The 21,830-nt window shown below is 57.1% G+C and carries 22 protein-coding genes; 17 read left to right on the top strand and 5 right to left on the bottom strand.

Annotated elements, in window-relative coordinates; genetic code table 11:
* The first annotated feature begins 32 nt into the window (after positions 1-32).
* A complete protein-coding gene (murJ, locus tag FHW04_RS00575; protein ID WP_031376552.1) occupies positions 33-1,571 on the top strand; it encodes a murein biosynthesis integral membrane protein MurJ in 1,539 nt (512 codons plus the stop codon).
* 61 nt (positions 1,572-1,632) lie between these two features.
* Here the strand turns inward: murJ and flgN are convergent, their stop codons facing one another.
* The 3 genes from flgN to flgA form a co-directional block, all read right to left on the bottom strand.
* Entirely contained in the window at positions 1,633-2,064 is a 432-nt protein-coding gene (flgN, locus tag FHW04_RS00570; RefSeq protein WP_031376553.1) for a flagellar export chaperone FlgN, read from the bottom strand.
* Positions 2,065-2,069: 5 nt separating this feature from the next.
* Positions 2,070-2,372 carry a flagellar biosynthesis anti-sigma factor FlgM gene (gene flgM / locus FHW04_RS00565; RefSeq protein WP_031376554.1) on the bottom strand — a complete coding sequence of 101 codons (303 nt, stop codon included), beginning with the start codon at positions 2,370-2,372 and terminating at the stop codon, positions 2,070-2,072.
* Positions 2,373-2,475: 103 nt separating this feature from the next.
* The gene (flgA, locus tag FHW04_RS00560) at positions 2,476-3,135 is read right to left on the bottom strand and encodes a flagellar basal body P-ring formation chaperone FlgA (protein ID WP_069728160.1); all 660 of its coding nucleotides are present in this window, start codon (positions 3,133-3,135) and stop codon (positions 2,476-2,478) included.
* Positions 3,136-3,289: 154 nt separating this feature from the next.
* On the opposite strand from flgA, the gene flgB reads away from it, so the two are divergent.
* The 11 genes from flgB to flgL all read left to right on the top strand — a co-directional run bounded on the left by flgB (position 3,290) and on the right by flgL (position 13,286).
* Positions 3,290-3,703: a flagellar basal body rod protein FlgB gene (flgB, locus tag FHW04_RS00555; protein WP_031376556.1), complete on the top strand. Its 414-nt coding sequence runs from the start codon at positions 3,290-3,292 to the stop codon at positions 3,701-3,703.
* A gap of 2 nt (positions 3,704-3,705) precedes the next feature.
* Entirely contained in the window at positions 3,706-4,110 is a 405-nt protein-coding gene (flgC, locus tag FHW04_RS00550) for a flagellar basal body rod protein FlgC (RefSeq protein WP_031376557.1), read from the top strand.
* A 12-nt stretch (positions 4,111-4,122) separates the two neighbouring features.
* Positions 4,123-4,797 (top strand): flagellar hook assembly protein FlgD, encoded by a 675-nt coding sequence (gene flgD / locus FHW04_RS00545; RefSeq protein ID WP_031376558.1) that lies wholly within the window; start codon positions 4,123-4,125, stop codon positions 4,795-4,797.
* A 26-nt stretch (positions 4,798-4,823) separates the two neighbouring features.
* Positions 4,824-6,098, top strand: coding sequence for a flagellar hook protein FlgE (flgE, locus tag FHW04_RS00540; protein WP_089561048.1), 1,275 nt, complete (start codon positions 4,824-4,826; stop codon positions 6,096-6,098).
* 20 nt (positions 6,099-6,118) lie between these two features.
* A complete protein-coding gene (locus FHW04_RS00535) occupies positions 6,119-6,877 on the top strand; it encodes a flagellar basal body rod protein FlgF (protein ID WP_046288396.1) in 759 nt (252 codons plus the stop codon).
* A gap of 17 nt (positions 6,878-6,894) precedes the next feature.
* Positions 6,895-7,677: a flagellar basal-body rod protein FlgG gene (gene flgG / locus FHW04_RS00530; protein ID WP_046288395.1), complete on the top strand. Its 783-nt coding sequence runs from the start codon at positions 6,895-6,897 to the stop codon at positions 7,675-7,677.
* A gap of 60 nt (positions 7,678-7,737) precedes the next feature.
* The gene (locus FHW04_RS00525; protein WP_031376561.1) at positions 7,738-8,448 is read left to right on the top strand and encodes a flagellar basal body L-ring protein FlgH; all 711 of its coding nucleotides are present in this window, start codon (positions 7,738-7,740) and stop codon (positions 8,446-8,448) included.
* Positions 8,449-8,457: 9 nt separating this feature from the next.
* The gene (locus FHW04_RS00520) at positions 8,458-9,567 is read left to right on the top strand and encodes a flagellar basal body P-ring protein FlgI (RefSeq protein ID WP_069728161.1); all 1,110 of its coding nucleotides are present in this window, start codon (positions 8,458-8,460) and stop codon (positions 9,565-9,567) included.
* Entirely contained in the window at positions 9,567-10,526 is a 960-nt protein-coding gene (gene flgJ / locus FHW04_RS00515) for a flagellar assembly peptidoglycan hydrolase FlgJ (protein ID WP_031376563.1), read from the top strand. The genes FHW04_RS00520 and flgJ overlap by 1 nt, the downstream gene beginning before the upstream one ends.
* A 124-nt stretch (positions 10,527-10,650) precedes the next feature.
* Positions 10,651-12,300 carry a flagellar hook-associated protein FlgK gene (flgK, locus tag FHW04_RS00510; RefSeq protein ID WP_031376564.1) on the top strand — a complete coding sequence of 550 codons (1,650 nt, stop codon included), beginning with the start codon at positions 10,651-10,653 and terminating at the stop codon, positions 12,298-12,300.
* Positions 12,301-12,314: 14 nt separating this feature from the next.
* Positions 12,315-13,286, top strand: a complete 972-nt coding sequence (flgL, locus tag FHW04_RS00505; protein ID WP_089561047.1) for a flagellar hook-associated protein FlgL — start codon at positions 12,315-12,317, stop codon at positions 13,284-13,286.
* Between the two features lie 169 nt (positions 13,287-13,455).
* On the opposite strand, the gene rne is transcribed toward flgL, so the two are convergent.
* Positions 13,456-16,830, bottom strand: a complete 3,375-nt coding sequence (gene rne / locus FHW04_RS00500) for a ribonuclease E (RefSeq protein ID WP_089561046.1) — start codon at positions 16,828-16,830, stop codon at positions 13,456-13,458.
* Positions 16,831-17,402: 572 nt separating this feature from the next.
* Between rne and rluC the strand changes: the two genes are divergently transcribed.
* Positions 17,403-18,359: a 23S rRNA pseudouridine(955/2504/2580) synthase RluC gene (rluC, locus tag FHW04_RS00495; RefSeq protein WP_089561045.1), complete on the top strand. Its 957-nt coding sequence runs from the start codon at positions 17,403-17,405 to the stop codon at positions 18,357-18,359.
* Between the two features lie 11 nt (positions 18,360-18,370).
* Here the strand turns inward: rluC and FHW04_RS00490 are convergent, their stop codons facing one another.
* A complete protein-coding gene (locus FHW04_RS00490; RefSeq protein WP_089561044.1) occupies positions 18,371-18,958 on the bottom strand; it encodes a Maf family protein in 588 nt (195 codons plus the stop codon).
* A gap of 140 nt (positions 18,959-19,098) precedes the next feature.
* Between FHW04_RS00490 and yceD the strand changes: the two genes are divergently transcribed.
* Genes yceD through FHW04_RS00470 form a run of 4 tightly spaced genes read left to right on the top strand, consistent with a single transcriptional unit; the run spans position 19,099 to position 21,825 of the window.
* Positions 19,099-19,620 carry a 23S rRNA accumulation protein YceD gene (yceD, locus tag FHW04_RS00485; RefSeq protein ID WP_069728167.1) on the top strand — a complete coding sequence of 174 codons (522 nt, stop codon included), beginning with the start codon at positions 19,099-19,101 and terminating at the stop codon, positions 19,618-19,620.
* Between the two features lie 14 nt (positions 19,621-19,634).
* Positions 19,635-19,805 (top strand): 50S ribosomal protein L32, encoded by a 171-nt coding sequence (gene rpmF / locus FHW04_RS00480; RefSeq protein ID WP_003849870.1) that lies wholly within the window; start codon positions 19,635-19,637, stop codon positions 19,803-19,805.
* Positions 19,806-19,830: 25 nt separating this feature from the next.
* Positions 19,831-20,871, top strand: a complete 1,041-nt coding sequence (gene plsX, locus FHW04_RS00475; RefSeq protein ID WP_069728168.1) for a phosphate acyltransferase PlsX — start codon at positions 19,831-19,833, stop codon at positions 20,869-20,871.
* Complete coding sequence (locus FHW04_RS00470; protein ID WP_031376570.1) at positions 20,872-21,825, top strand: beta-ketoacyl-ACP synthase III; 954 nt, start codon at positions 20,872-20,874, stop codon at positions 21,823-21,825.
* Positions 21,826-21,830: the final 5 nt, after the last annotated feature.

Raw genomic sequence — 21,830 nt, 5'->3', positions numbered from 1 at the left:
TTGCCGATTCTTTTCAGGATGCGCCGTCAATTATGAATTTGTTGAAATCGCTGGCAGCGGTCAGTTCCATGACCCTGTTTTCCCGCGTACTGGGCTTTGCCCGAGATGCCATTGTGGCCAGGGTGTTTGGCGCCGGAATGGCGACCGATGCATTTTTCGTCGCCTTTAAGTTGCCCAATCTTTTACGGCGTATCTTTGCTGAAGGCGCCTTCTCACAGGCGTTTGTGCCGATTCTGGCGGAATACAAGAGTAAGCAGGGCGATGAAGCGACGCGGCTGTTCCTCGCCTACGTCTCAGGACTGCTGACGCTGGCGCTGGCGCTGGTCACGGTGGCGGGGATGATCGCCGCGCCGTGGGTGATTATGGTCACGGCGCCGGGCTTTGCCGACAGCGCCGATAAGTTCGCGCTGACCAGTTCGCTGCTGCGGGTGACCTTTCCTTATATCATGCTGATTTCGCTCGCCTCGCTGGCGGGTGCAGTGCTGAACACCTGGAACCGCTTCTCGGTTCCGGCGTTTGCCCCGACCCTGCTGAATATCAGCATGATTGGTTTCGCGCTGTTTGCTGCACCGCATTTCCATCCGCCGGTGATGGCGCTGGCGTGGGCGGTGGTGGCAGGCGGCGTGCTGCAGCTCGGTTATCAGCTGCCGCACCTGAAAAAGCTCGGTATGCTGGTGCTGCCGCGCCTGAACCTGCGTGATGCTGGCGTCTGGCGGGTCATGCGTCAGATGGGACCGGCGATTCTCGGTGTCTCGGTCAGCCAGATCTCGTTGATCATCAATACCATTTTCGCCTCCTTTCTGGTATCAGGATCGGTCTCGTGGATGTATTACGCTGACCGGCTGATGGAATTTCCGTCCGGCGTGCTCGGCGTGGCGCTGGGCACCATCCTGCTGCCTTCGCTGGCCAAAAGTTTTGCCAGCGGTAATCACGATGAATATTCCCGGCTGATGGACTGGGGCTTACGCCTCTGCTTTTTGCTGGCGCTGCCGAGTGCGGTGGCGCTGGGGATGCTCTCTGGCCCGCTGACCGTAGCGCTGTTCCAGTACGGTAAGTTTACCGCCTTTGATGCGGCGATGACCCAGCGGGCGCTGATCGCTTATTCCGTCGGGCTGATGGGCTTAATTGTGGTCAAAGTGCTGGCACCGGGCTTTTACTCGCGGCAGGACATCAAAACGCCGGTTAAGATCGCGATTGTTACCCTGATTATGACTCAGCTGATGAACCTGGCGTTTATTGGTCCGCTGAAGCATGCCGGTTTGTCGCTGTCGATTGGTCTCGCGGCCTGTCTCAATGCGGCGCTGCTCTACTGGCAACTGCGTAAAAAGCAGATCTTTATGCCCCAGCCCGGCTGGACAGGGTTTCTGGTTCGTCTGCTGATTGCGGTGCTGGCGATGGCGGCGGCGCTGTTTGCGATGCTGCAGTGGATGCCAGCCTGGGAACAGGGTTCGATGCTGTGGCGGCTGCTGCGACTGGCGGCGGTGTGTGCGGTCGGGGGCGGCGCTTACTTCGTGACGCTCGGGCTGCTCGGCTTCCGGCTGCGCGATTATGCGCGACGCACAACAGTCTGATAAAAAACAGGCATGCAAAAAATCCCGCAAGCTGGCGGGATTTTTTTTGCTCAGTCAGTCGTCAGGCTTTGCGGCTGAGTGTCGCCTGGCCTTTACCCATCCCATCGGGACCATAAAACGCCTGGGTCTGGTGCGGCTTCAGCACCTCCAGCGCATCCTGGGTGTAACGAATCTGATGTTGCAGCAGCAGGCCATTATGCACGTTGGCATCCTGCAGGCGACGGGTGTGCTGCTGAATACGTTGCCAGCGGCTCGCCATGTCGCTCTGACCACGATAAGGTGCCGACGTTGCCAGGCTTTGCTCGGCGGTACGGCGCATCTCATCCAGATAGTTAAGCGTACTGAGCAGCGCACCTTTATCTTCAGTGATACGCTGCAACAGGTTGCTGTTAATGTTTCCGGCTGCCAACTGCTGCTGCTCTTCTTCCAGCAAGGTTGACAGCGATGCCAGCACATCCTGCATCTTATCTAATGTGGTCAGCAAGTTACTCATGGGGACTAGTTACCCTCTAAATACGCCTTAGTGTCGGCAATCAGCGCGTCGGCGATCTTGCCGGTATCCATTTTAAGTTCGCCATTACGAATGGCGGTTTTCAGTTGTTCAACCCGCTGGACGTTGATGTCCTGGCTGCCTGGCTGCATCAGCTGTGACTGCGCGCTGCTCAGGCTAACCTGGGCGGCGGCTGGCGTGCTGGCCGCCGGCGTGGTGCTTTGACGCACTTTGGTGCTGGCGGGCTCGCTGGTGTCGCGGCTCTGTACGGTGCTGGCGGGTTTCAGCGGTTGCGTTCTGTCGATGCTCATATTCGGGCTCCTGTACGGTCAGGGGAGTCTGCCACCTGAATCAGAATAGCGTAATTGCTTAGTTGATTCTTCTATCGGCAGAACAACTGGCTTCTTTAACGCTTTATAGTGTTATAAGAATATTCCCATCATCCCGCACCCGACCGCTGACAACCTGCCCATTTCCCATCCGCACCCGCACCCACTGAGACTGGGTGGCATTGTTCAGTGCCTTACCCTCGCCGCTGGCGTCAAAACCGTCACCACTGGCAATCACCATCACGCTCTGACCCGCCTTCACCCGCCACGGCTGACGCAGCATCGACGGATTAATCGGCTGTCCCGGCTGGATGTCACGCAGCACCACGGCATCCGCTACCGCCTCATCGTTCAGCAGCGCACGCGCCGGCAGGGTATCGAGCCGGCCCGTCTGCAGGCTGAAATCAGCCGCACTGACGCTGCTGCCGCGCGTTAACAGCCGGTTTGCGACCAGGTAAGGTCCGGTGACCTGCACCTGCACCTGAATGTAGCGGCGATTCTCACCGCAGTTGGCGGCTACGCTCATGTTGCCCCACAGGCGGCTGTTGCCCGGCAGGGTAAATTTCGGCGCGTCGCAATCGGGCCACTGGGCCTGCGGCGTGCGGACCACCACGGTCATGCCGTCGGCATGCTGGGGGTCACGCGCTTTAAAAAATTGGTTCAGTTGTGCACTGAGATCGCCGGCCGTAACCGGCAGGGCGATCAGGACCAGCAGACTGGCCAGCAGGGTTTGATATCCACGCATGGTGCTTTTCCTCACTGATGATGGCAACGAGTGTACGCGCAGCAAAAAATATTCAAGAGCCAAAATAGCGTGGGTTTTTGGCCTTATTCAGACGATCACCTCTTGCTTTTCCAAATTAAGCTGCCAGCTCGAAATTCTCATTCGCGGAGGAACCATGCTCGACAAACTGGATGCGGCGCTGAAATTTGGTACGGAAGCCCTCAACCTGCGTGCTCAACGTCAGGAGATCCTGGCGTCAAACATTGCCAACGCCGATACCCCTGGTTATCAGGCCCGGGATATCGACTTTGCCAGCGAGCTGAGTCGGGTGATGGCCAATGGTCGTGCGGAAGGCAGCAGCATGGCGTTAAAAGTCACGTCAGCTCGCCACATTGAAGCGCAGACCAACTCGGCACCGTCGATGGACATGCTCTATCGCATTCCCGATCAGCCAGCCGCCGACGGCAACACTGTAGATATGGACCGTGAACGTACTCAGTTCGCGGATAACAGCCTGAAATATCAAACCGATCTCACCCTTATCAGTAGCCAGATCAAAGGCATGATGAGCGTGTTACAAGGGCAATAATTATGGCCTTGCTGAACATTTTTGACATTGCCGGCTCAGCGATGACCGCGCAATCACAGCGATTAAACGTCAGTGCCAGTAACCTGGCCAACGCCGACAGCGTAACCGGCCCGGATGGGCAACCTTACGTCGCCAAACAGGTGGTATTCCAGACCGATGCCGCGCCTGGCGCAGCCACCGGCGGCGTGAAAGTGGCGAAGGTGGTGGACGATCCGACCCCCGCCAAACTGGTGTATGACCCGGGTAACCCGATGGCCGATGCCAAAGGCTACGTCAAAATGCCCAACGTGGATGTGGTCTCTGAGACCGTCAACACCATGTCAGCGTCACGCAGTTACCAGGCGAACGTTGAAGTCCTCAACACCGTGAAGTCGATGATGATGAAAACCCTGACGATCGGGCAATAACGGAGAACAATTATGGCTATCGCGGTAGGCGTTAATGAGAAGCTGGACCCCACGGTCCTCAGCTCCTCCAGCACCAGTGGCACCGGCAACAGCGCGCAGGATCTGCAGAATCAGTTCCTGACCATGCTGGTGACCCAGTTACAGAACCAGGATCCCACCAATCCGATGGACAACAGCCAGCTCACCACCCAGCTGGCACAGATCAACACCCTGAGCGGGATTGAGAAACTCAATACCACGCTGGGATCGATTTCCGGCCAGATCAGCACCAGCCAGTCGCTGCAAAGCTCGACCCTGATTGGGCACGGCGTGATGGTTAACGGCTCGCAGGTACTGGTTGGCAGCGGCACGACCACGCCGTTTGGGGTTGAACTGACCTCGGCGTCCACCGCTACCGCCGCCACGATTAAAGATGCGAATGGCACGGTGATCGATACCGTTGACCTCGGCGCACTGAGCGCGGGTGTTCATACCTTCTCGTGGGACGGCAAACTGAGCGACGGTTCAACCGCGCCAGACGGTAAATACAGCGTTGCGATTGCCGCAAGCAATGGCAGCACACAACTGGTGGCACAACCGCTTAACTACGCCTACGTCAATGGGGTGAGTACCGCGAACGACACCACAAAACTGGATCTCGGCACCATGGGCTCCGCTTCCCTTGACGAAGTACGTCAGATTCTCTGATTAACCTGTAGACAGGAGACACACACATGTCATTTTCCCAAGCGGTCAGCGGCCTTGGCGCTGCCTCAAGTAACCTTGATGTCATCGGCAACAACATCGCCAACTCCGCGACAGCGGGTTTTAAATCGAGCACCATCGCCTTTGCTGATATGTTCGCCGGTTCTAACGTCGGCCTCGGTACCAAAGTGGCGGCAGTGATCCAGAACTTTAACGACGGTTCGACCACCACCACCAGCCGCGGCCTCGACGTCGCCCTGAGCGGCAACGGTTTCTTCCGTATGACCGACACCAGCGGCGCGGTTTATTACTCACGTAATGGCCAGTTCACGCTGGATGCTAACCGTAACCTGATCAACACCCAGGGTCTGAACGTGACCGGTTATCCGGCCAGCGGCTCGCCAGCGACTATCCAGGCGGGTGCTAACCCGGTGCCGATCAGCATTCCGACCGAGCAGATGCCGGCTCGCGCAACCACCACCACTGGCCTGGTCGCGAACCTGAACTCAACCGACACCGCACCGACAGTGACGACGTTCTCTACTGCTAACGCCGACAGCTACAACAAGAAGACCACGGCGACCGTCTATGACTCGCAGGGTAACGATCACGCGCTCGACATGTACTTTGTCAAAGACACTGCCAGCAACAGCTGGACTGTGCACGCGATTGATGCCAACACCGGTTCATCTGCGGGTGACTTCAAAATGGCGTTCGACACCAGCGGCAAGCTGACCCGCATGGACAAGCTGGATGCGAACGGCGCTGTTGTCAGCAGCAGTACTGATGGCACCGTCGGGTTAACCCTGAACGTGCCGGCAGCCGGCCAGACTACCGCAGCCAACGGTGCGGTGGCTAACCAGCCGATCACCCTGAGCATGCTGGGCAGCCTGCAGCAGAACACCGGTACCACCACTTTCGGCAGCCCGACCCAGGACGGTTATGCGCCTGGCGATCTGACCAGCTACGCCATTAACGATGACGGCACCATCACCGGCACCTACTCCAACCAGAAAACCCAGCTGCTGGGTCAGATCGTGCTGGCGAGCTTCTCTAACCCGGAAGGCCTGCAGTCACAGGGCGACAACGTCTGGTCGGCGTCGAATGCCTCCGGCCAGGCAGCAATTGGTCTGGCGAACACCGGCACCTTCGGTTCTCTGACCGCTGGCGCGCTGGAAGCTTCTAACGTCGACATGAGTAAAGAGCTGGTGAACATGATTGTGGCGCAGCGTAACTATCAGGCGAATGCGCAGACCATCAAAACTCAGGACCAGATTCTTAACACGCTGGTTAACTTACGTTAATTCGCTAACAGGATTGCTTTATGGATCACGCGATATATACCGCGATGGGCGCGGCCAGCCAGACGCTGGATCAGCAGGCGGTCACCGCCAGCAACCTCGCCAACGCCTCAACGCCAGGCTTTCGTGCGCAGCTTAATGCGTTGCGCGCAGTGCCGGTCAATGGCTGGTCACTGCCAACCCGCACGCTGGTGACCGCGTCCACGCCGGGCGCCGATATGAGTCAGGGCTCGATGGATTACACCGAGCGCCCACTCGACGTCGCGGTACAGCAGGATGGCTGGCTGGCGGTGCGTACTGCTGACGGCAGCGAAGCTTATACCCGCAACGGCAACATGCAAATCAGCCCGAACGGGACGCTGACGATTCAGGGCAATCCTGTAATGGGCGATGGCGGTCCGATTGTGATCCCACAGGGATCGGAAATCACCATTGCCGCTGACGGTTCAATCACCGGCCTGAATGCCGGCGATGCACCGAATGCCACGGTCCAGCTGGGTAAGCTCAAGCTGGTGCGGGCTACCGGTCAGGAGTTGCAGCGCAGCGATGACGGCATGTTCCGCCCGACGGCAGCCACCCAGAACACCCGCGGCGCGGCGTTGCAGGCTGACGCTACCATGCAGGTGATGCCGGGTGTGCTGGAAGGCAGCAACGTTAAGCCGGTTGAAACCATGGTCGACATGATCGCCAACGCCCGACGTTTTGAGATGCAGATGAAAGTCATCACAAACGTTGATGAAAACGAACAAAAAGCCAACCAGCTGCTGAACATGAGCAGCTAAGGCGCGAGGATAACAACATGATTCGTTCTTTATGGATCGCTAAAACCGGTCTTGATGCGCAGCAGATGAACATGGACGTGATTGCCAACAACCTGGCAAACGTCAGCACCAACGGCTTTAAGCGTTCCCGTGCGGTGTTTGAAGATCTGATGTATCAGACCATGCGTCAGCCCGGCACCCAGTCGTCTGAACAGACCACGCTGCCGTCCGGCCTGCAGATTGGTACCGGTGTTCGTCCGGTCACCACTGAGCGTCTGCATACGCAGGGCAACCTGTCGCAGACCAGCAACTCAAAAGATATCGCCATTAATGGTCAGGGTTATTTCCAGATTCAGATGCCGGATGGCACTTCTGCCTATACCCGTGACGGCGCGTTCCAGGTCGATCAGAACGGTCAGCTGGTGACCAACTCTGGCTTCCCGGTGCAGCCCGGCATCACGATTCCGGCCAACGCCACCAGCATTACCGTGGCGCGTGACGGAGTGGTGAGCGTAACGCAGCAGGGCCAGGCGCAGGCGACCCAGGTCGGCCAGCTGACCCTGAGCACCTTTATGAACGATGCCGGTCTCGATAGCGTGGGTGAAAACCTCTATCAGGAAACGCAGGCTTCGGGTGCGCCAACTGACAGCACGCCAGGCCAGAACGGCGCCGGTCTGCTTTATCAGGGCTATACCGAAACCTCGAACGTCAACGTGGCAGAAGAGCTGGTAACGATGATCCAGACTCAGCGCGCTTACGAAATCAACAGCAAAGCGATCAGTACTTCCGATCAGATGCTGGCGAAACTGACTCAGCTTTAATCCCCAACAGGGCCAGTTCCGGCTGGCCTGAAGAACAGACACAGATAAGGTCGTGACTCCGTGGCGAAGCAACAGATTCTCAAGCCTGGACATTGGTTAGTCGCCTCGCTGCTGCTAACCCTTAACGGTTGTGCACTGGTACCGCGTACACCGCTGGTAGAAGGGGCGACGACGGCGCAGCCGATGCCGTCCGCGCCACCGGTGGTTAACGGTTCGATTTTCCAGGGCGTCGCGCCACTCAACTACGGCTATCAGCCGCTGTTTGAAGATCGTCGCCCACGTAACATTGGCGACACCCTGACGATTACGCTGCAGGAAAACGTCAGCGCCAGCAAAAGCTCCTCGGCGAATGCCAGTCGTGATGGCAGCAACAGCTTCGGCTTAAGCGCGGTTCCGACCGGGCTGGCAGGGCTGGTTGGGGCCGGTGGTGAAAAAGCCAACTTTGGCGCCGAAGGCAAAAACGATTTCGCAGGTAAAGGTGGCGCATCCGCTAACAACACCTTTACCGGCACCATTACCGTCACCGTGGATCAGGTGTTGTCGAACGGCAACCTGCACGTGGTGGGCGAGAAACAGATCGCCATTAATCAGGGCACGGAGTTCATTCGCTTCTCGGGCGTGGTTAACCCTCGCACCATCAGCGCCAGCAACGCCGTGTTATCTACTGCCGTCGCCGATGCACGTATTGAGTACGTCGGAAACGGTTATATCAATGAGGCGCAGACCATGGGCTGGTTACAGCGTTTCTTCCTGAACATCTCGCCGATGTAAGAGGTTTCAATGAAAAAGTTAACGCTGTTACGCGTCGGACTGGCGCTGCTGCTGGGCGTCAGCCTGCTGGCAAAAGCCGATCTGATCCGTGATTTAACCACCGTACAGGGCGTGCGGGAAAACCAGTTGCTCGGTTACGGACTGGTGGTGGGACTGGACGGTACCGGTGACCAGACCACTCAGACGCCGTTTACCACCCAGACGGTGAGCAACATGCTGTCACAGCTCGGGATTACCGTGCCGACCGGCACCAACATGCAGCTGAAAAACGTGGCGGCGGTGATGGTGACGGCAAAACTGCCAGCATTTGCCCGTCAGGGACAGACGCTTGACGTGGTGGTGTCGTCACTGGGTAACGCTAAAAGCCTGCGCGGCGGAACGCTGCTGATGACTCCGATGAAAGGGGTGGATAACCAGGTCTATGCGCTGGCTCAGGGGAACATCCTGGTCGGCGGTGCCGGTGCGTCGGCAGGCGGCAGCAGCGTACAGGTTAACCAGCTGAACGGTGGCCGGATTACCGGCGGCGCGACGGTAGAACGTGAACTGCAAAGTAACTTTGGTTCGCAGAACACCATTAATCTGCAGCTCAACAATGAAGATTTCTCGATGGCGCAGCGCATTGCCGATGCGATTAACGCGCGTGGCGGTTACGGTGCCGCCCAGCCGCTGGATGCGCGTACCGTTCAGATCCGCGTATCGCCGAATAACGGGGCTCAGGTACGCCTGCTGGCGGATATCCAGAACATCAACGTCTCGATTCCGGTCGAAGATGCGAAAGTGATCATCAACTCCCGTACCGGTTCGGTAGTGATGAACCGCGAGGTAACGCTGAATCAATGTGCCGTGGCGCAGGGCAACCTGTCGGTGACGGTGAATCAGCAGCAGAACGTCAGCCAGCCTGATACGCCACTGGCCGGTGGGCAGACGGTAGCCACCACCCAGACCCAGATCGATCTGCGTCAGAGCGGCGGGGCACTGCAACGTGTGAATGCCAGCGCCAACCTGAACAATGTAGTGCGCGCGCTAAATGCGCTGGGTGCATCGCCAATCGAGCTGATGTCGATCCTGCAATCAATGCAGAGCGCCGGCTGTCTGCGCGCCAAACTGGAAATTATCTGATGACTGATACGCAATCTCTGATGAGTGCGGCTTACGACAGCCGCTCACTGAACGAACTGAAACACCAGGCCAGCAGCGATCCGAAAGGCAAAGCGCTGCAGGTGGCACGCCAGGTCGAAGGGATGTTTGTACAGATGATGTTGAAAAGCATGCGTGAGGCGTTGCCGCAGGACGGCATGATGAGCAACGAGCAAACCAAACTTTTCACCTCAATGTACGATCAGCAGATTGCGCAGGAGATGGGTAAACGTGGACTCGGGCTGGCGGAAACCATCGTTAAGCAGATGCAGCCCGCCACCGCCCCGGATGAAAAAGCCGGCACGGTGCCGATGAAGCTGGATAACAGCTTTATTCTCAGCACCGTCGGCGCGGTACAACAGCCGGCGCAGCAGCTGGAGCAGCTGGTGCGTAAAGCCATGCCGCGCCTGCCGGTCTCGTCACCGACCGGCCTGCCGTCCGACAGCCGTGAGTTTATCGCCCAGCTGACCCAGCCAGCCCAGGCGGCCAGTCAGCAGAGCGGCATTCCTCACCATCTGATTCTGGCGCAGGCGGCGCTGGAGTCGGGCTGGGGCCAGCGCCAGATCCTGACCCGCGACGGTAAACCGAGCTATAACGTGTTCGGTATCAAGGCCAGCGGCGACTGGAAAGGCGACACCACCGACATCATGACCACCGAATATGAGCAGGGCGAAGCGAAGAAAGTGCGTGCCAGCTTCCGGGTCTACAACTCCTATTTCGAGGCTCTGACCGATTACGTCAAACTGATCAGCAATAACCCACGCTACGCGGCGGTCGCTAACGCGTCGAGTGCCGAGCAGGGCGCACAGGCGCTACAGGCGGCAGGCTATGCCACCGATCCTAAATATGCGCAAAAGCTGGTGGGAATGATTCAGCAATTCAAGAGCATGGGCGACAAAGTCGTAAAAGCCTACAGTCAGGATTTAGGCGACCTGTTCTGATAATTCAGCCTCAAGTTTCACTTAAGCACGCCGATAACACCATCATAAGCCAGATGCGTTTTCGCCTGCTGGCGCCCACTTTGATGACTGCCAGCCCGGTTGACGGGGAATGTAAGGAACCGAGATGTCCAGCATAATTAACTCCGCGATGAGCGGATTGAGTGCCGCGCAGGCCGCCCTGAGTACCACCAGTAATAACATTACTAACTACACCGTGGCGGGCTATACACGCCAGACCACCATCCTTGCCCAGGCGAACAGTACTCTGCAGGGCAATAGCTACTACGGCAACGGGGTTAATGTGACCGGCGTACAGCGCGAATATGATGCTTTTATCGCCGCCCAGCTGCGTGGCTCCAGCGCAAACTACAGCGCGGTGAACACCCAGTACAGCCAGATTTCCAATATCGACGATCTGCTGTCAACCTCGACCACCAGCCTGGCAACCTCCATCCAGAAATTCTTTACCAACCTGCAGAACGTGGTGAGCAACGCCAACGATCCGTCGGCGCGCCAGTCGATGTTGAGTAACGCCCAGGGACTGGTCAGCCAGTTCCAGACCACCTCGCAGTATCTGACCAGCATGCAGAACAGCGTAAACAGCGACATCGGTTCCAGCGTCAATCAGGTCAATACCTATACCACTCAGATTGCCGATCTCAACAAGCAGATCGCCAGGCTGACTACCGGTACCGGCACCGCACCAAACGATCTGCTGGATAAGCGCGATCAGCTGGTCAGCGACCTCAACAACGTGGTCGGCGTGACCGTCTCAGAGCAGGATGGTAGCTACAGCGTCTCGATGGCTAACGGCCTGACGCTGGTCAATGGCACCAAATCAAACCAGCTGGTGGCGATGACCTCCAGCAGCGATCCAACCCGGACCACCATCGGCTATGTTGATAAACAGGCGGGTAACGTTGAGATCCCGGAGAAGCTGATTACCACCGGTTCACTGGGTGGTCTGCTGGCGTTCCGTTCTCAGGATCTCGATCTGGCGCAGAATCAGCTCGGCCAGCTGGCCGCCACCTTCACCAGCAGCTTCAACGCCGTGCATAAGCAGGGCTTTGACAGCAACGGCGATCAGGGCGTCGATTTCTTTAATATCGGCACCCCGACCGTGGTCAGCAACAGTAAAAACAGCACTGCGGCTTCGGTTACCGCCGAGTGGACCGATACCAGCGCGCTGAAAGCGTCAAACTATACCCTGAGCTATGACGGCAGCAACTGGACCGCGACCCGCGCGTCTGACAGCATCTCCGTCCCGATTACCCCAGGCACCGATGCGAACGGCAATACCACGCTGAGTTTTGATGGCATGAAGCTGACCGTCGCCGCGACGCCTGCGCCGGCTGCGAAAGACAGTTTTCTGGTGAAACCGGTACAGAACGCCATTAACGATATGTCGGTGGCGATCACCAGTGAATCACAGATTGCCGCTGCCGGTGCGACCGGTGGCGAAAGTGATAACCGTAATGCGCAAAAGCTGCTGGACCTGCAGGATGCCAAACTGGTAGGCGGCAACGCCACGCTGGCGCAGGCTTATGCCAGCATCGTCAGTACCGTCGGCAACAAAACCAGCTCGCTGGAAACTACCAGCACCACGCAGAAAAGCGTGGTCGGTCAGCTGACCGATCGCCAGCAGTCAGTTTCTGGCGTCAACCTCGATGAGGAGTACGCTAACCTGACAAAATATCAGCAATATTACATGGCAAATGCGCAGGTGCTGCAGACTGCCAGCACCATTTTTGATGCATTGATCAATATTCGCTAAGGGTAGGGTAAAGCATGCGAATCAGTACAAATATGATGTTTAACCAGCAGGTGCGCGGGATTACCGACTCGCAAGCCTCCTGGCTGAAAGTGGGCGAGCAACTCTCCAGCGGCCGCCGCGTCACCAATCCATCTGACGATCCGATTGCCGCGTCACGCGCAGTGGTGCTGTCACAGACTCAGGCGCAAAGCAGCCAGTATGCGCTGGCACGTACCTTTGCTAACCAGGGATTATCGCTGGAAGAGAATGCGCTGAAAGGCGTGACCAGCAGTATTCAGGATGCGCAAACCCTGATCGTTAACGGTTCAACCGGTACGCTGAGTGACGATGACCGTGGCTCGATTGCAACCCAGCTTGAAGGCATCCGCGCCCAGTTACTTAACCAGGCCAACAGCCAGGATGCGAACGGTCGCTATATCTTTGCGGGTTACAAAACGGACAGCGCGCCGTTTGTCGATGGCACCGGCACCGGCACCGGCGTCAGCTATGCGGGCGGAACCGATGCGATCACCCAGAAGGTGGACAGTAGCCGCACCATGACCGTTGGTCATACCGGTGACGACATCTTCATGGCGATCACCGGCAATGCCACTAAAGAGCCGGACGGCAGCGTCAGCGAAACCAACCTGTTCGCCATGCTCGACAGCGCAATTGCAGCGCTGAAAGTGCCGCAGGATGACGCTGATGCTGCCACTAAACAGACTTTCCAGGCTGCGATGGATAAAACCAACCGTGGTCTGGGCAACTCGCTGAATAACGTGTTAACCGTACGCTCCGAGATTGGTACCCAGCTGTCGGAACTCGATACGCTGGATGCGCAGGGCGACGATCGTAATGTGATTTACAGTTCGCAGATGAGCGATCTGGTGGATGTCGATTATACCGCTGCGGTCTCCAGCTACACCATGCAGCAGACGGCGCTGCAGGCGTCGTACAAGACCTTTACCGATATGTCCAAGATGTCACTGTTCCAGCTGAATTCATAATCTGACCTGAAAATTTGAGCGTACTTTAACCGGGTGCGCTTAGTTTCTCCCACCCTCCTGATAAAAGAGGGTGGGATTTTTTTTGCCTGAATTCGGGCTGAATCCCGCACCACAGGCATAAAAAAACCCCGACTTGCAGGCCGGGGTCAGGTTCAGGTCAGGGTCAGCGTTATGGCTTGGTTGCTGGCGCAGTGGCCTGATGGGTTGCCGCGTGACCGCCAGCAGATCCACGACCGTCGAACTCGTACGCCGAACGTACCCAATCGCTGTGACGTGCAGGTTCTGGCTGCCAGACCGGCGCCGGCGCTTTGGTCATCGGGGCAGAAGCGAAGTGCTTCCAGCGCGTGACGTCCGCGGCGGCCATTGGCTCAGCAGCAGGTGCTGGCGTGGCGGCCGGTTGCGCTACCGCGGCCGGCTCGATATCACGGGCAGCGACAGGTGCATGCGGTTCACTGATCGGTGCCGTTTCTGCTGCGGCAGCGACCGGGGCGTTCAGCACTTCTTCTACCTGTGCTTCCGTTTCGCGGCTGACTTCAACTGGCGCTTGCTGCGCAATCTCTGTCGGCTGTGCGCTGTCATCAACAGAAGCGGTCGCTGGCGTCTCACTGACCGGCTCAGCAGGCTGTGCCTGAGCAGCAACAGTTTCAGCGGTCGCTTCAGCCGCAGCCGGGATCACCGAAGGCTGATGATCAACCGGCGCGTCGATAGCGCTGGTATCGTCAGTGTTAACCACGGTTACCGGCGTTTCTGCCTGTGGTTCAGCCTGCTGTACTGGCGCGTCCTGTGACGCTGCTGATTCAACCGCAGCAGCAACCGGCAGCGCAATGGCGCCTGCTGTCTCTTCGCGGGTGTAATCTGGCGTTTCCTGAACCGCATCCTGCACAACCTGCTCTTCGCTGGCCTGGCTCACCGGATAACGTACCCACACTTTACCGGATGCCATCTCTGGCGACGCGGCTGCCGCAGCCAGTGGCATAGCGGACTGAGTCGGATAACGCTCATCACGATAACGGCGGCGACGCTGACCGCTGACGCGCAGATGACGTGGCGAACGACGTGAACGACGCGGCATATTGGCGTTGTCACGGCTATCGTTATCATCCTGCTCTTCGATCTGCGGCGCTTCCGTCGGCAGCACTTCAGCCGCTGGCTGCTGTACTGCACGCGCTTCGGTCGGCACGGCAATGTCAGTGGCTTCTGCTGGCAGTGGCTGACGGTTATCATCAACGCGGACTTTCTGGCTCAGCTGACGCGGCTTACGACGCGGCATAACCTGCACGCGATCGTCATCCTGCGCTTCGGGTGCTTCCACAACTGCTTCAGCCACAACCGGCTGCTCGGCGGCTTTGGCCGCTTCCTGCTGGGCGCGTTTCTCTTCCTGACGACGACGCTGACGCTCAGCACGCTGCTCACGACGCTGTTGCTGCTGCTCGTCGCGCTGCTGACGGGCTTCTTCGCTCAGTGCCGGACGCTCTTCACGCGCTTCATTAGGCTGAGACTGACGTTTGTTGCGACGGTTATCATTGCCTTCACGCGGCTCACGATTTTCACGTGGTTCGCGACTTTCGCGCGGTTCACGGCTTTCACGTGGCTCACGTGGTTCACGGCTTTCACGCGCCTGACCGTTCTCACCGTTACGCGGCGTACGCTCACGACGGTTATTATTGCGGCGGTTGTTGTTACGACGTTCGCCACGCTGACTGGCGTTCTCTTCTTCGCTTTCCGGCGCTTTCTGTGGTTCCGCTGCTTCAGTGGCGGCTGGCGTCACTGCAGGGGTTTCTTCGCCACCGAACATTTTCTTCAGACCACCAAACAGGCGGCCAAAGAAGCCGGTGCTGACCGTGGCCGGCGCTGCGACGGCAGGGGCCGCTTTCGCTGCCGGTTGCGCTTCGGCGCGTGGCGCTTCAGGTGCGACTTCTACCGGAGCTGGTGGGGCATCTGGCATCACGAATGCCGCCAGTGCCGGCTGTTCAGGACGACGACGTTCGCCATGCTCTTCTTCAGATGGCAGCGCCATTTCTGCTTCATGCAGCTTCGGCAGGTGGTAGCTCAGGGTCTGAGTCTCTTCACCTTTGCGCACGCGCAGCACCGAATAGTGCGGGGTTTGCATCTTGTCATCAGGTACGATGATCGCCTTCACGCCACCCTGACGCTTTTCAATAGCGTTCACGGCTTCACGTTTTTCATTCAGCAGGTAAGAGGCCACCTGAACCGGAACGATCGCGTGGACTTCTTTGGTGTTGTCTTTCAGCGCTTCTTCTTCAATCAGACGCAGAATAGAGAGCGCCAGCGATTCGTTATCACGGATGGTGCCGGTGCCGCTACAGCGTGGGCAGACGTGATGGCTGGATTCGCCTAACGACGGGCTCAGACGCTGACGTGACATCTCGAGCAGGCCGAAGCGGGAAATATGGCTAATCTGGATACGCGCACGATCCTGACGGACCGCTTCACGCAGACGATTTTCTACTGCGCGCTGATGGCGTACCGGCGTCATATCGATAAAGTCGATAACGATCAGTCCGCCGAGGTCACGCAGACGCAGCTGACGGGCAATCTCGTCTGCCGCTTCAAGGTTGGTGTTAAAGGCGGTTTCTTCGATATCGCCGCCGCGCGTAGCGCGTGCTGAGTTGATATCGATCGCGGTTAACGCTTCGGTGCTATCAATCACAATCGAGCCGCCGGAAGGCAGGCGCACTTCACGCTGGAAAGCGGATTCGATTTGCGATTCGATTTGATAATGGCTGAACAGCGGAATTTCACCGGTGTAGAGCTTAATTTTGCTGCTGAAATCCGGACGGCCCAGCGCCGCGATATGCTGACGCGCCAGCTCAAGCACTTTTGGATTATCAATCAGGATCTCACCGATGTCCTGACGCAGGTAGTCGCGGAATGCACGCACGATCACGTTACTTTCCTGATGGATCAGGAACGGAGCAGGGCGGTTTTCAGCGGCTTTTTTAATCGCTTCCCAGTGCTTAAGACGGAAGCTTAAATCCCACTGCAGCGATTCGGCTGATTTGCCGACGCCGGCGGTACGCACGATCAATCCCATGCCTTCCGGCAGTTCCAGCGCAGACAGGGCTTCTTTCAGTTCGGTACGATCGTCACCCTCAATGCGGCGGGAGATCCCTCCGGCACGTGGGTTGTTCGGCATCAGCACCAGATAGCTGCCCGCCAGAGAGATAAAGGTTGTCAGCGCAGCGCCTTTATTGCCGCGTTCTTCTTTATCAATCTGAACAATGACTTCCTGACCTTCACGCAGGACGTCTTTGATATTTGGACGACCGTGTGCGTTGTAGCTGGAGGGGAAATATTCGCGGGAGATTTCTTTTAAGGGGAGGAAACCGTGACGCTCTGCGCCATAATCGACAAACGCAGCTTCAAGGCTGGGTTCAATACGGGTGATTTTACCTTTGTAGATGTTGGCTTTTTTCTGTTCGTGTCCTGGGCTTTCGATATCCAGATCGTACAGACGCTGACCGTCAACCAGGGCAACGCGCAACTCCTCCTGCTGAGTTGCGTTTATTAACATTCTTTTCATCGTGACTTACTCGTTATTCTTTCATGAGTGATTACAGCTGCGGGCATAGTTACCCTGGACGAGTATCAACCGATGGCCCCGTGACTTAGTGCAATGTCGTCAACCTCACGGCTGTCGACCGCGCGAGGGGCGCAAATAACGTCGGTGGCCTGTTTTTCATAAGGGAAAACAGCACCAGATAGTGGAAATGCCTGAGACAAATAAAAAACCCGTGCACTCCATACTGCTGTCCAGGCCGCAACCCGCAGCCCGCTAAGTGCCTGATTTCGCATTACGTCTTACGCCATTGCTGCGTGTCTGCTCGATCCGGCAAAATGACAATTTCGCTCTTTTTCTGCCCTGAAACCCTTCAGGTAAGAAACTTAAGCATTATTCCATTGCTAACCTTCATATAGCAAGGCGACTTTAGCCAGCTTGTGAAGTTTCTTTACATTTAACGCTATACGGTGTCGGGGAAAACATCCGGTTGCTGAAAAAGCCAGCAGCCGAAGCGCTTATCGCGACACTAACCCCAGAGTTAAGCACAGAAAAAGGGGTGGCGCTATCAGGGGACACTATTTAGAATCGCCGCCATGAAAACAGAGAATCCGGGCGTACAACTTGTCGCCATCACGGCTGAAAATGCCGGACAACGAATTGATAACTTTTTGCGCACCCAACTGAAAGGTGTGCCAAAAAGCATGATTTATCGCATCGTACGTAAAGGCGAGGTGCGGGTGAATAAAAAACGCGTCAAGCCGGAGTATAAGCTGGAGGCGGGCGATGAGGTCCGTATTCCGCCGGTGCGGGTGGCGGAGCGTGATGAAGATGCGGTGTCGCCTAAGCTGGCCAAAGTCGCCTCGCTGGCTGACGCCATCCTGTATGAAGATGAATCCCTGCTGGTGATGAATAAGCCGTCAGGCACCGCGGTACACGGCGGCAGCGGGCTGAGCTTCGGGGTGATCGAAGGATTACGTGCGTTGCGGCCCGAAGCCCGCTTCCTGGAGCTGGTGCATCGACTGGATCGTGATACCTCCGGCATTTTACTGGTGGCGAAGAAGCGCTCAGCGCTGCGTTCCCTGCACGAACAGCTGCGCGAAAAAGGGATGCAGAAAGATTACCTGGCGCTGGTGCGCGGTAACTGGCCTTCACATCTGAAAGTGGTGCAGGCGCCGTTACTGAAGAATATTCTGCAGAGCGGCGAACGTATTGTGCGCGTCAGTAGTGAAGGTAAGCCTTCTGAAACCCGCTTTAAGGTTGAGGAGCGTTTTGCCTTTGCTACGCTGGTGAAAGCCAGCCCGGTAACCGGTCGTACTCATCAGATTCGCGTTCATACCCTGCATGCGGGTCATCCAATCGCCTTCGACGATCGCTACGGCGAACGTGAGTTTGATAGCCAGTTAGCCTCAACCGGCTTAAAGCGGCTGTTCCTGCACGCCGCGGCGCTGACCTTTACCCATCCTGGCACCGGCGAAGTGATGCGGGTGGAAGCGCCGCTGGATGACGGCCTGAAGCAGTGTCTGATCAGGCTACGCCAGCTGAAAGCATAATTATCCCGGCATCAGTCCGACAGCGGATTGATGCCGGCTTGCCGTAACATGCCGTTCAGCGCGATCAGCGGCAGTCCCACCAGCGTGTTGGGATCCCGTCCTTCCAGCCGCTCAAACAGACAAATCCCCAGTCCCTCACTTTTGAAACTGCCGGCGCAGTTCAGCGGCTGTTCCTTCTCTATATAAGCCGCAATCTCCGCGTCGGTTATTTCACGGAAATGCACCACAAACGGTTCGCAGCAGTGCATCAGTTGCTGACTGGCAGGATGATAGAGCGCCAGGCCGGTGTAAAAGGTGATGCGGTTACCGCTGGCGGCGCGTAACTGCGCCCGGGCGTTCTCCACGCTGTGCGGTTTACCGGTAATTACCCCATCCAGCACGCAGACCTGATCGGAACCGATGATCCAGTGATCGGGAAAGGCCTGCGCCAGCGCCTGCGCTTTTGCTATCGCAAGGCGTGTCACCAGCGCTGACGCGGTTTCGCCGGGCAACGGGGCTTCATCCACCTCGGGCGCGGCGGTGATAAAGGGCAGGCCCAGCTTTTGCAATAATGCCTGGCGAAAGGGCGAGGTTGAGGCTAAAAGAATCGATGTGGTCATTTTTTTTCAATAGTGATAGCGAATTGGTGACAGTCATTTTAAACTGTGCGCCGCACTGGATGCGAATAGTGGTTGAAAGATGCTGTTTAACGGCCTTTTTCTTTGACTCTATGACATTACAAAGTTAATATGCGCGCCCTATGCAAAAGGTAAAATTACCCCTAACACTGGACCCCGTCCGCACCGCTCAAAAACGCCTTGATTATCAAGGTGTCTACACATCTGCACAGGTGGAGCGCGTGGCCGAGTCAGTGGTTAGTGTGGACAGTGATGTGGATTGTGCCATGTCGTTTGCGGTTGACAGTCAACGTCTGGCGGTACTGACGGGTACAGCTGAAGTACAAGTGACGTTGCGTTGTCAGCGCTGCAACCAGACCTTTCCTCATCACGTACACGTAAGTTATTGCTTCAGTCCTGTCTCTTCTGAAGAGCAGGCCGAGGCATTGCCGGAAGCGTACGAGCCGATCGATGTCAACGAGTTTGGTGAGATCGATCTGCTGGCAGTCGTCGAGGACGAAATCATTCTCGCGCTGCCGGTCGTTCCGGTACATGATTCTGAACACTGTGAAGTGTCCGAGGCGGACATGGTCTTTGGCAAACTGCCTGCAGAGGCGGAGAAACCAAATCCATTTGCCGTATTAGCCAGTTTAAAGCGTAAGTAATAGGAGTAAGGTCCATGGCCGTACAACAGAATAAACCCACCCGTTCTAAGCGTGGTATGCGTCGTTCGCACGATGCGCTGACCACTGCTGCTCTGTCAGTAGATAAAGTTTCTGGCGAAACTCATCTGCGTCACCACATTACTGCGGATGGTTACTACCGCGGTCGCAAGGTTATCGTTAAGTAAGTTTCTTGCTTAGCAAGGCGATACCTTGACACGTTTGACCCTGGCTATTGATGCCATGGGCGGGGACTTCGGTCCTTGCGTGACAGTGCCTGCAGCATTGCAGGCACTGGCCTCTCATTCGCAGCTATTCCTTCTTCTGGTCGGAAATCCCGACATTCTCACGCCATTGCTTGCCAAAGCGGATTCCTCCTTACTGGGGCGTTTGCAGGTCATTCCTGCCGAATCGGTTATTGCAAGTGATGCGCGACCCGCTCAGGCTATTCGAAACAGTCGCGGCAGCTCAATGCGTGTGGCGCTGGAGATGGTCAAAGAGGGACGTGCGCAGGCCTGCGTAAGCGCAGGCAATACCGGTGCCCTGATGGGACTGGCCACGCTGATATTAAAGCCGCTGGATGGCATTAAACGTCCGGCGTTAATGTCCGTTTTACCGCATCAGCAGCAGGGTAAAACCGTGGTGCTGGATCTGGGGGCTAACGTCGGCTCAGACAGTGCGATGCTGGTGCAATTTGCGGTGATGGGATCGGTGATGGCGGAACATGTGCTCGGCATTGCCCGGCCGCGTGTCGCGCTGCTCAATATTGGTCATGAAGAGACCAAAGGGCTGGAAACCATTCGCGACGCAGCGGTAATCCTGCGAGAATCACCGCAGATCAACTATATTGGTTACCTTGAAGGTAATGAGCTACTCACCGGTAAAACGGATGTGATGGTCTGTGACGGGTTTGTCGGTAATGTCACGCTGAAGACCATGGAAGGCGTGGTAAGAATGTTCCTTTCCCTGCTGAAGTCGTCGGGGGAAGGCAAAAAACGGTCATGGTGGCTGAGATTGCTGGGACGCTGGATCCAGAAACGACTGGCGAAGCGTTTCGGGCATCTCAACCCTGACCAGTACAATGGCGCTTGTCTGTTAGGATTGCGCGGGACAGTGATCAAAAGTCACGGTGCAGCAAGTCAACATGCTTTCACCGTGGCGATAGAACAGGCAGAGCAGGCGGTGCGGCAGCAGGTTCCCGAACGAATTGCTGCGCGCCTTGATGCTGTATTAGCCAGGAGTGACAAAGCCTAGATGTATACCAAAATTATCGGTACGGGCAGTTATTTGCCTAGCCAGGTTCGCACCAATGCCGATCTGGAAAAAATGGTGGAGACGTCGGACGAGTGGATTGTCACCCGCACCGGCATCCGTGAGCGCCGTATTGCTGCGCCTGATGAAACGGTCGCCACCATGGGATTCAGCGCGGCTCAACGCGCCCTCGAAATGGCCGGCATTGAGGCGAACGATGTTGGGCTGATTATTGTCGCCACAACCTCTTCCAGCCATGCCTTCCCCAGCTCCGCCTGCATGATCCAGCAAATGCTGGAGATCAAAGACTGCGCGGCGTTTGACCTTGCTGCCGCCTGTGCGGGCTTTACTTACGCCCTGAGCGTGGCCGATCAGTACATCAAAAATGGCGCGGTTAAGCATGCGCTGGTGATTGGTGCTGACGTGCTGGCACGTGCGCTGGACCCGGAAGATCGTGGCACCATTATTCTGTTCGGCGATGGCGCCGGCGCGGTAGTACTTGGCCAGAGTGAAGAGCAGGGGATTATTTCGACCCACCTGCACGCCGATGGCCGCTACGCCCAGTTGCTGACCCTGCCTTATCAGGATCGCGCGCATCAGGACCAACCCGCCTACGTCACCATGGCTGGCAACGAAGTCTTCAAAGTTGCGGTCACCGAGCTGGCGCACATCGTTGATGAGACGCTGCAGGCCAATAATCTCGACCGCGAAATGCTGGACTGGCTGGTACCGCATCAGGCCAACCTGCGCATTATCAGCGCGACGGCGAAGAAACTGGGTATGACCATGGATAAAGTAGTGGTTACCCTTGATCGCCACGGCAATACCTCTGCCGCATCGGTGCCAAGCGCACTGGATGAAGCGGTCCGTGATGGCCGCATCAAACCCGGACACCTTATTTTGCTGGAAGCCTTTGGTGGTGGATTCACCTGGGGTTCTGCACTGGTTCGCTTTTGATTGAC

This window comes from Pantoea sp. AN62 (assembly GCF_050432985.1).
Classification (GTDB): domain Bacteria; phylum Pseudomonadota; class Gammaproteobacteria; order Enterobacterales; family Enterobacteriaceae; genus Pantoea; species Pantoea brenneri.
Note: the sequence above shows the minus strand (reverse complement) of the source record. Positions and strands in the feature narration are given on the sequence as shown.

Excerpts from the sequence above, each read along its gene's own strand:
- flgB (WP_031376556.1), top strand. The coding sequence starts at position 3,290 with ATGCTCGACAAACTGGATGCGGCGCTGAAATTTGGTACGGAAGCCCTC.
- flgN (WP_031376553.1), bottom strand. The coding sequence starts at position 2,064 with ATGAGTAACTTGCTGACCACATTAGATAAGATGCAGGATGTGCTGGCA.
- flgG (WP_046288395.1), top strand. The coding sequence starts at position 6,895 with ATGATTCGTTCTTTATGGATCGCTAAAACCGGTCTTGATGCGCAGCAG.
- flgK (WP_031376564.1), top strand. The coding sequence starts at position 10,651 with ATGTCCAGCATAATTAACTCCGCGATGAGCGGATTGAGTGCCGCGCAG.
- FHW04_RS00470 (WP_031376570.1), top strand. The coding sequence starts at position 20,872 with ATGTATACCAAAATTATCGGTACGGGCAGTTATTTGCCTAGCCAGGTT.
- flgJ (WP_031376563.1), top strand. The coding sequence starts at position 9,567 with ATGACTGATACGCAATCTCTGATGAGTGCGGCTTACGACAGCCGCTCA.
- flgA (WP_069728160.1), bottom strand. The coding sequence starts at position 3,135 with ATGCGTGGATATCAAACCCTGCTGGCCAGTCTGCTGGTCCTGATCGCC.
- flgM (WP_031376554.1), bottom strand. The coding sequence starts at position 2,372 with ATGAGCATCGACAGAACGCAACCGCTGAAACCCGCCAGCACCGTACAG.
- FHW04_RS00490 (WP_089561044.1), bottom strand. The coding sequence starts at position 18,958 with ATGACCACATCGATTCTTTTAGCCTCAACCTCGCCCTTTCGCCAGGCA.
- rluC (WP_089561045.1), top strand. The coding sequence starts at position 17,403 with ATGAAAACAGAGAATCCGGGCGTACAACTTGTCGCCATCACGGCTGAA.
- rpmF (WP_003849870.1), top strand. The coding sequence starts at position 19,635 with ATGGCCGTACAACAGAATAAACCCACCCGTTCTAAGCGTGGTATGCGT.
- yceD (WP_069728167.1), top strand. The coding sequence starts at position 19,099 with ATGCAAAAGGTAAAATTACCCCTAACACTGGACCCCGTCCGCACCGCT.
- murJ (WP_031376552.1), top strand. The coding sequence starts at position 33 with ATGAATTTGTTGAAATCGCTGGCAGCGGTCAGTTCCATGACCCTGTTT.
- FHW04_RS00520 (WP_069728161.1), top strand. The coding sequence starts at position 8,458 with ATGAAAAAGTTAACGCTGTTACGCGTCGGACTGGCGCTGCTGCTGGGC.
- rne (WP_089561046.1), bottom strand. The coding sequence starts at position 16,830 with ATGAAAAGAATGTTAATAAACGCAACTCAGCAGGAGGAGTTGCGCGTT.
- flgD (WP_031376558.1), top strand. The coding sequence starts at position 4,123 with ATGGCTATCGCGGTAGGCGTTAATGAGAAGCTGGACCCCACGGTCCTC.
- flgL (WP_089561047.1), top strand. The coding sequence starts at position 12,315 with ATGCGAATCAGTACAAATATGATGTTTAACCAGCAGGTGCGCGGGATT.
- FHW04_RS00535 (WP_046288396.1), top strand. The coding sequence starts at position 6,119 with ATGGATCACGCGATATATACCGCGATGGGCGCGGCCAGCCAGACGCTG.
- flgE (WP_089561048.1), top strand. The coding sequence starts at position 4,824 with ATGTCATTTTCCCAAGCGGTCAGCGGCCTTGGCGCTGCCTCAAGTAAC.
- flgC (WP_031376557.1), top strand. The coding sequence starts at position 3,706 with ATGGCCTTGCTGAACATTTTTGACATTGCCGGCTCAGCGATGACCGCG.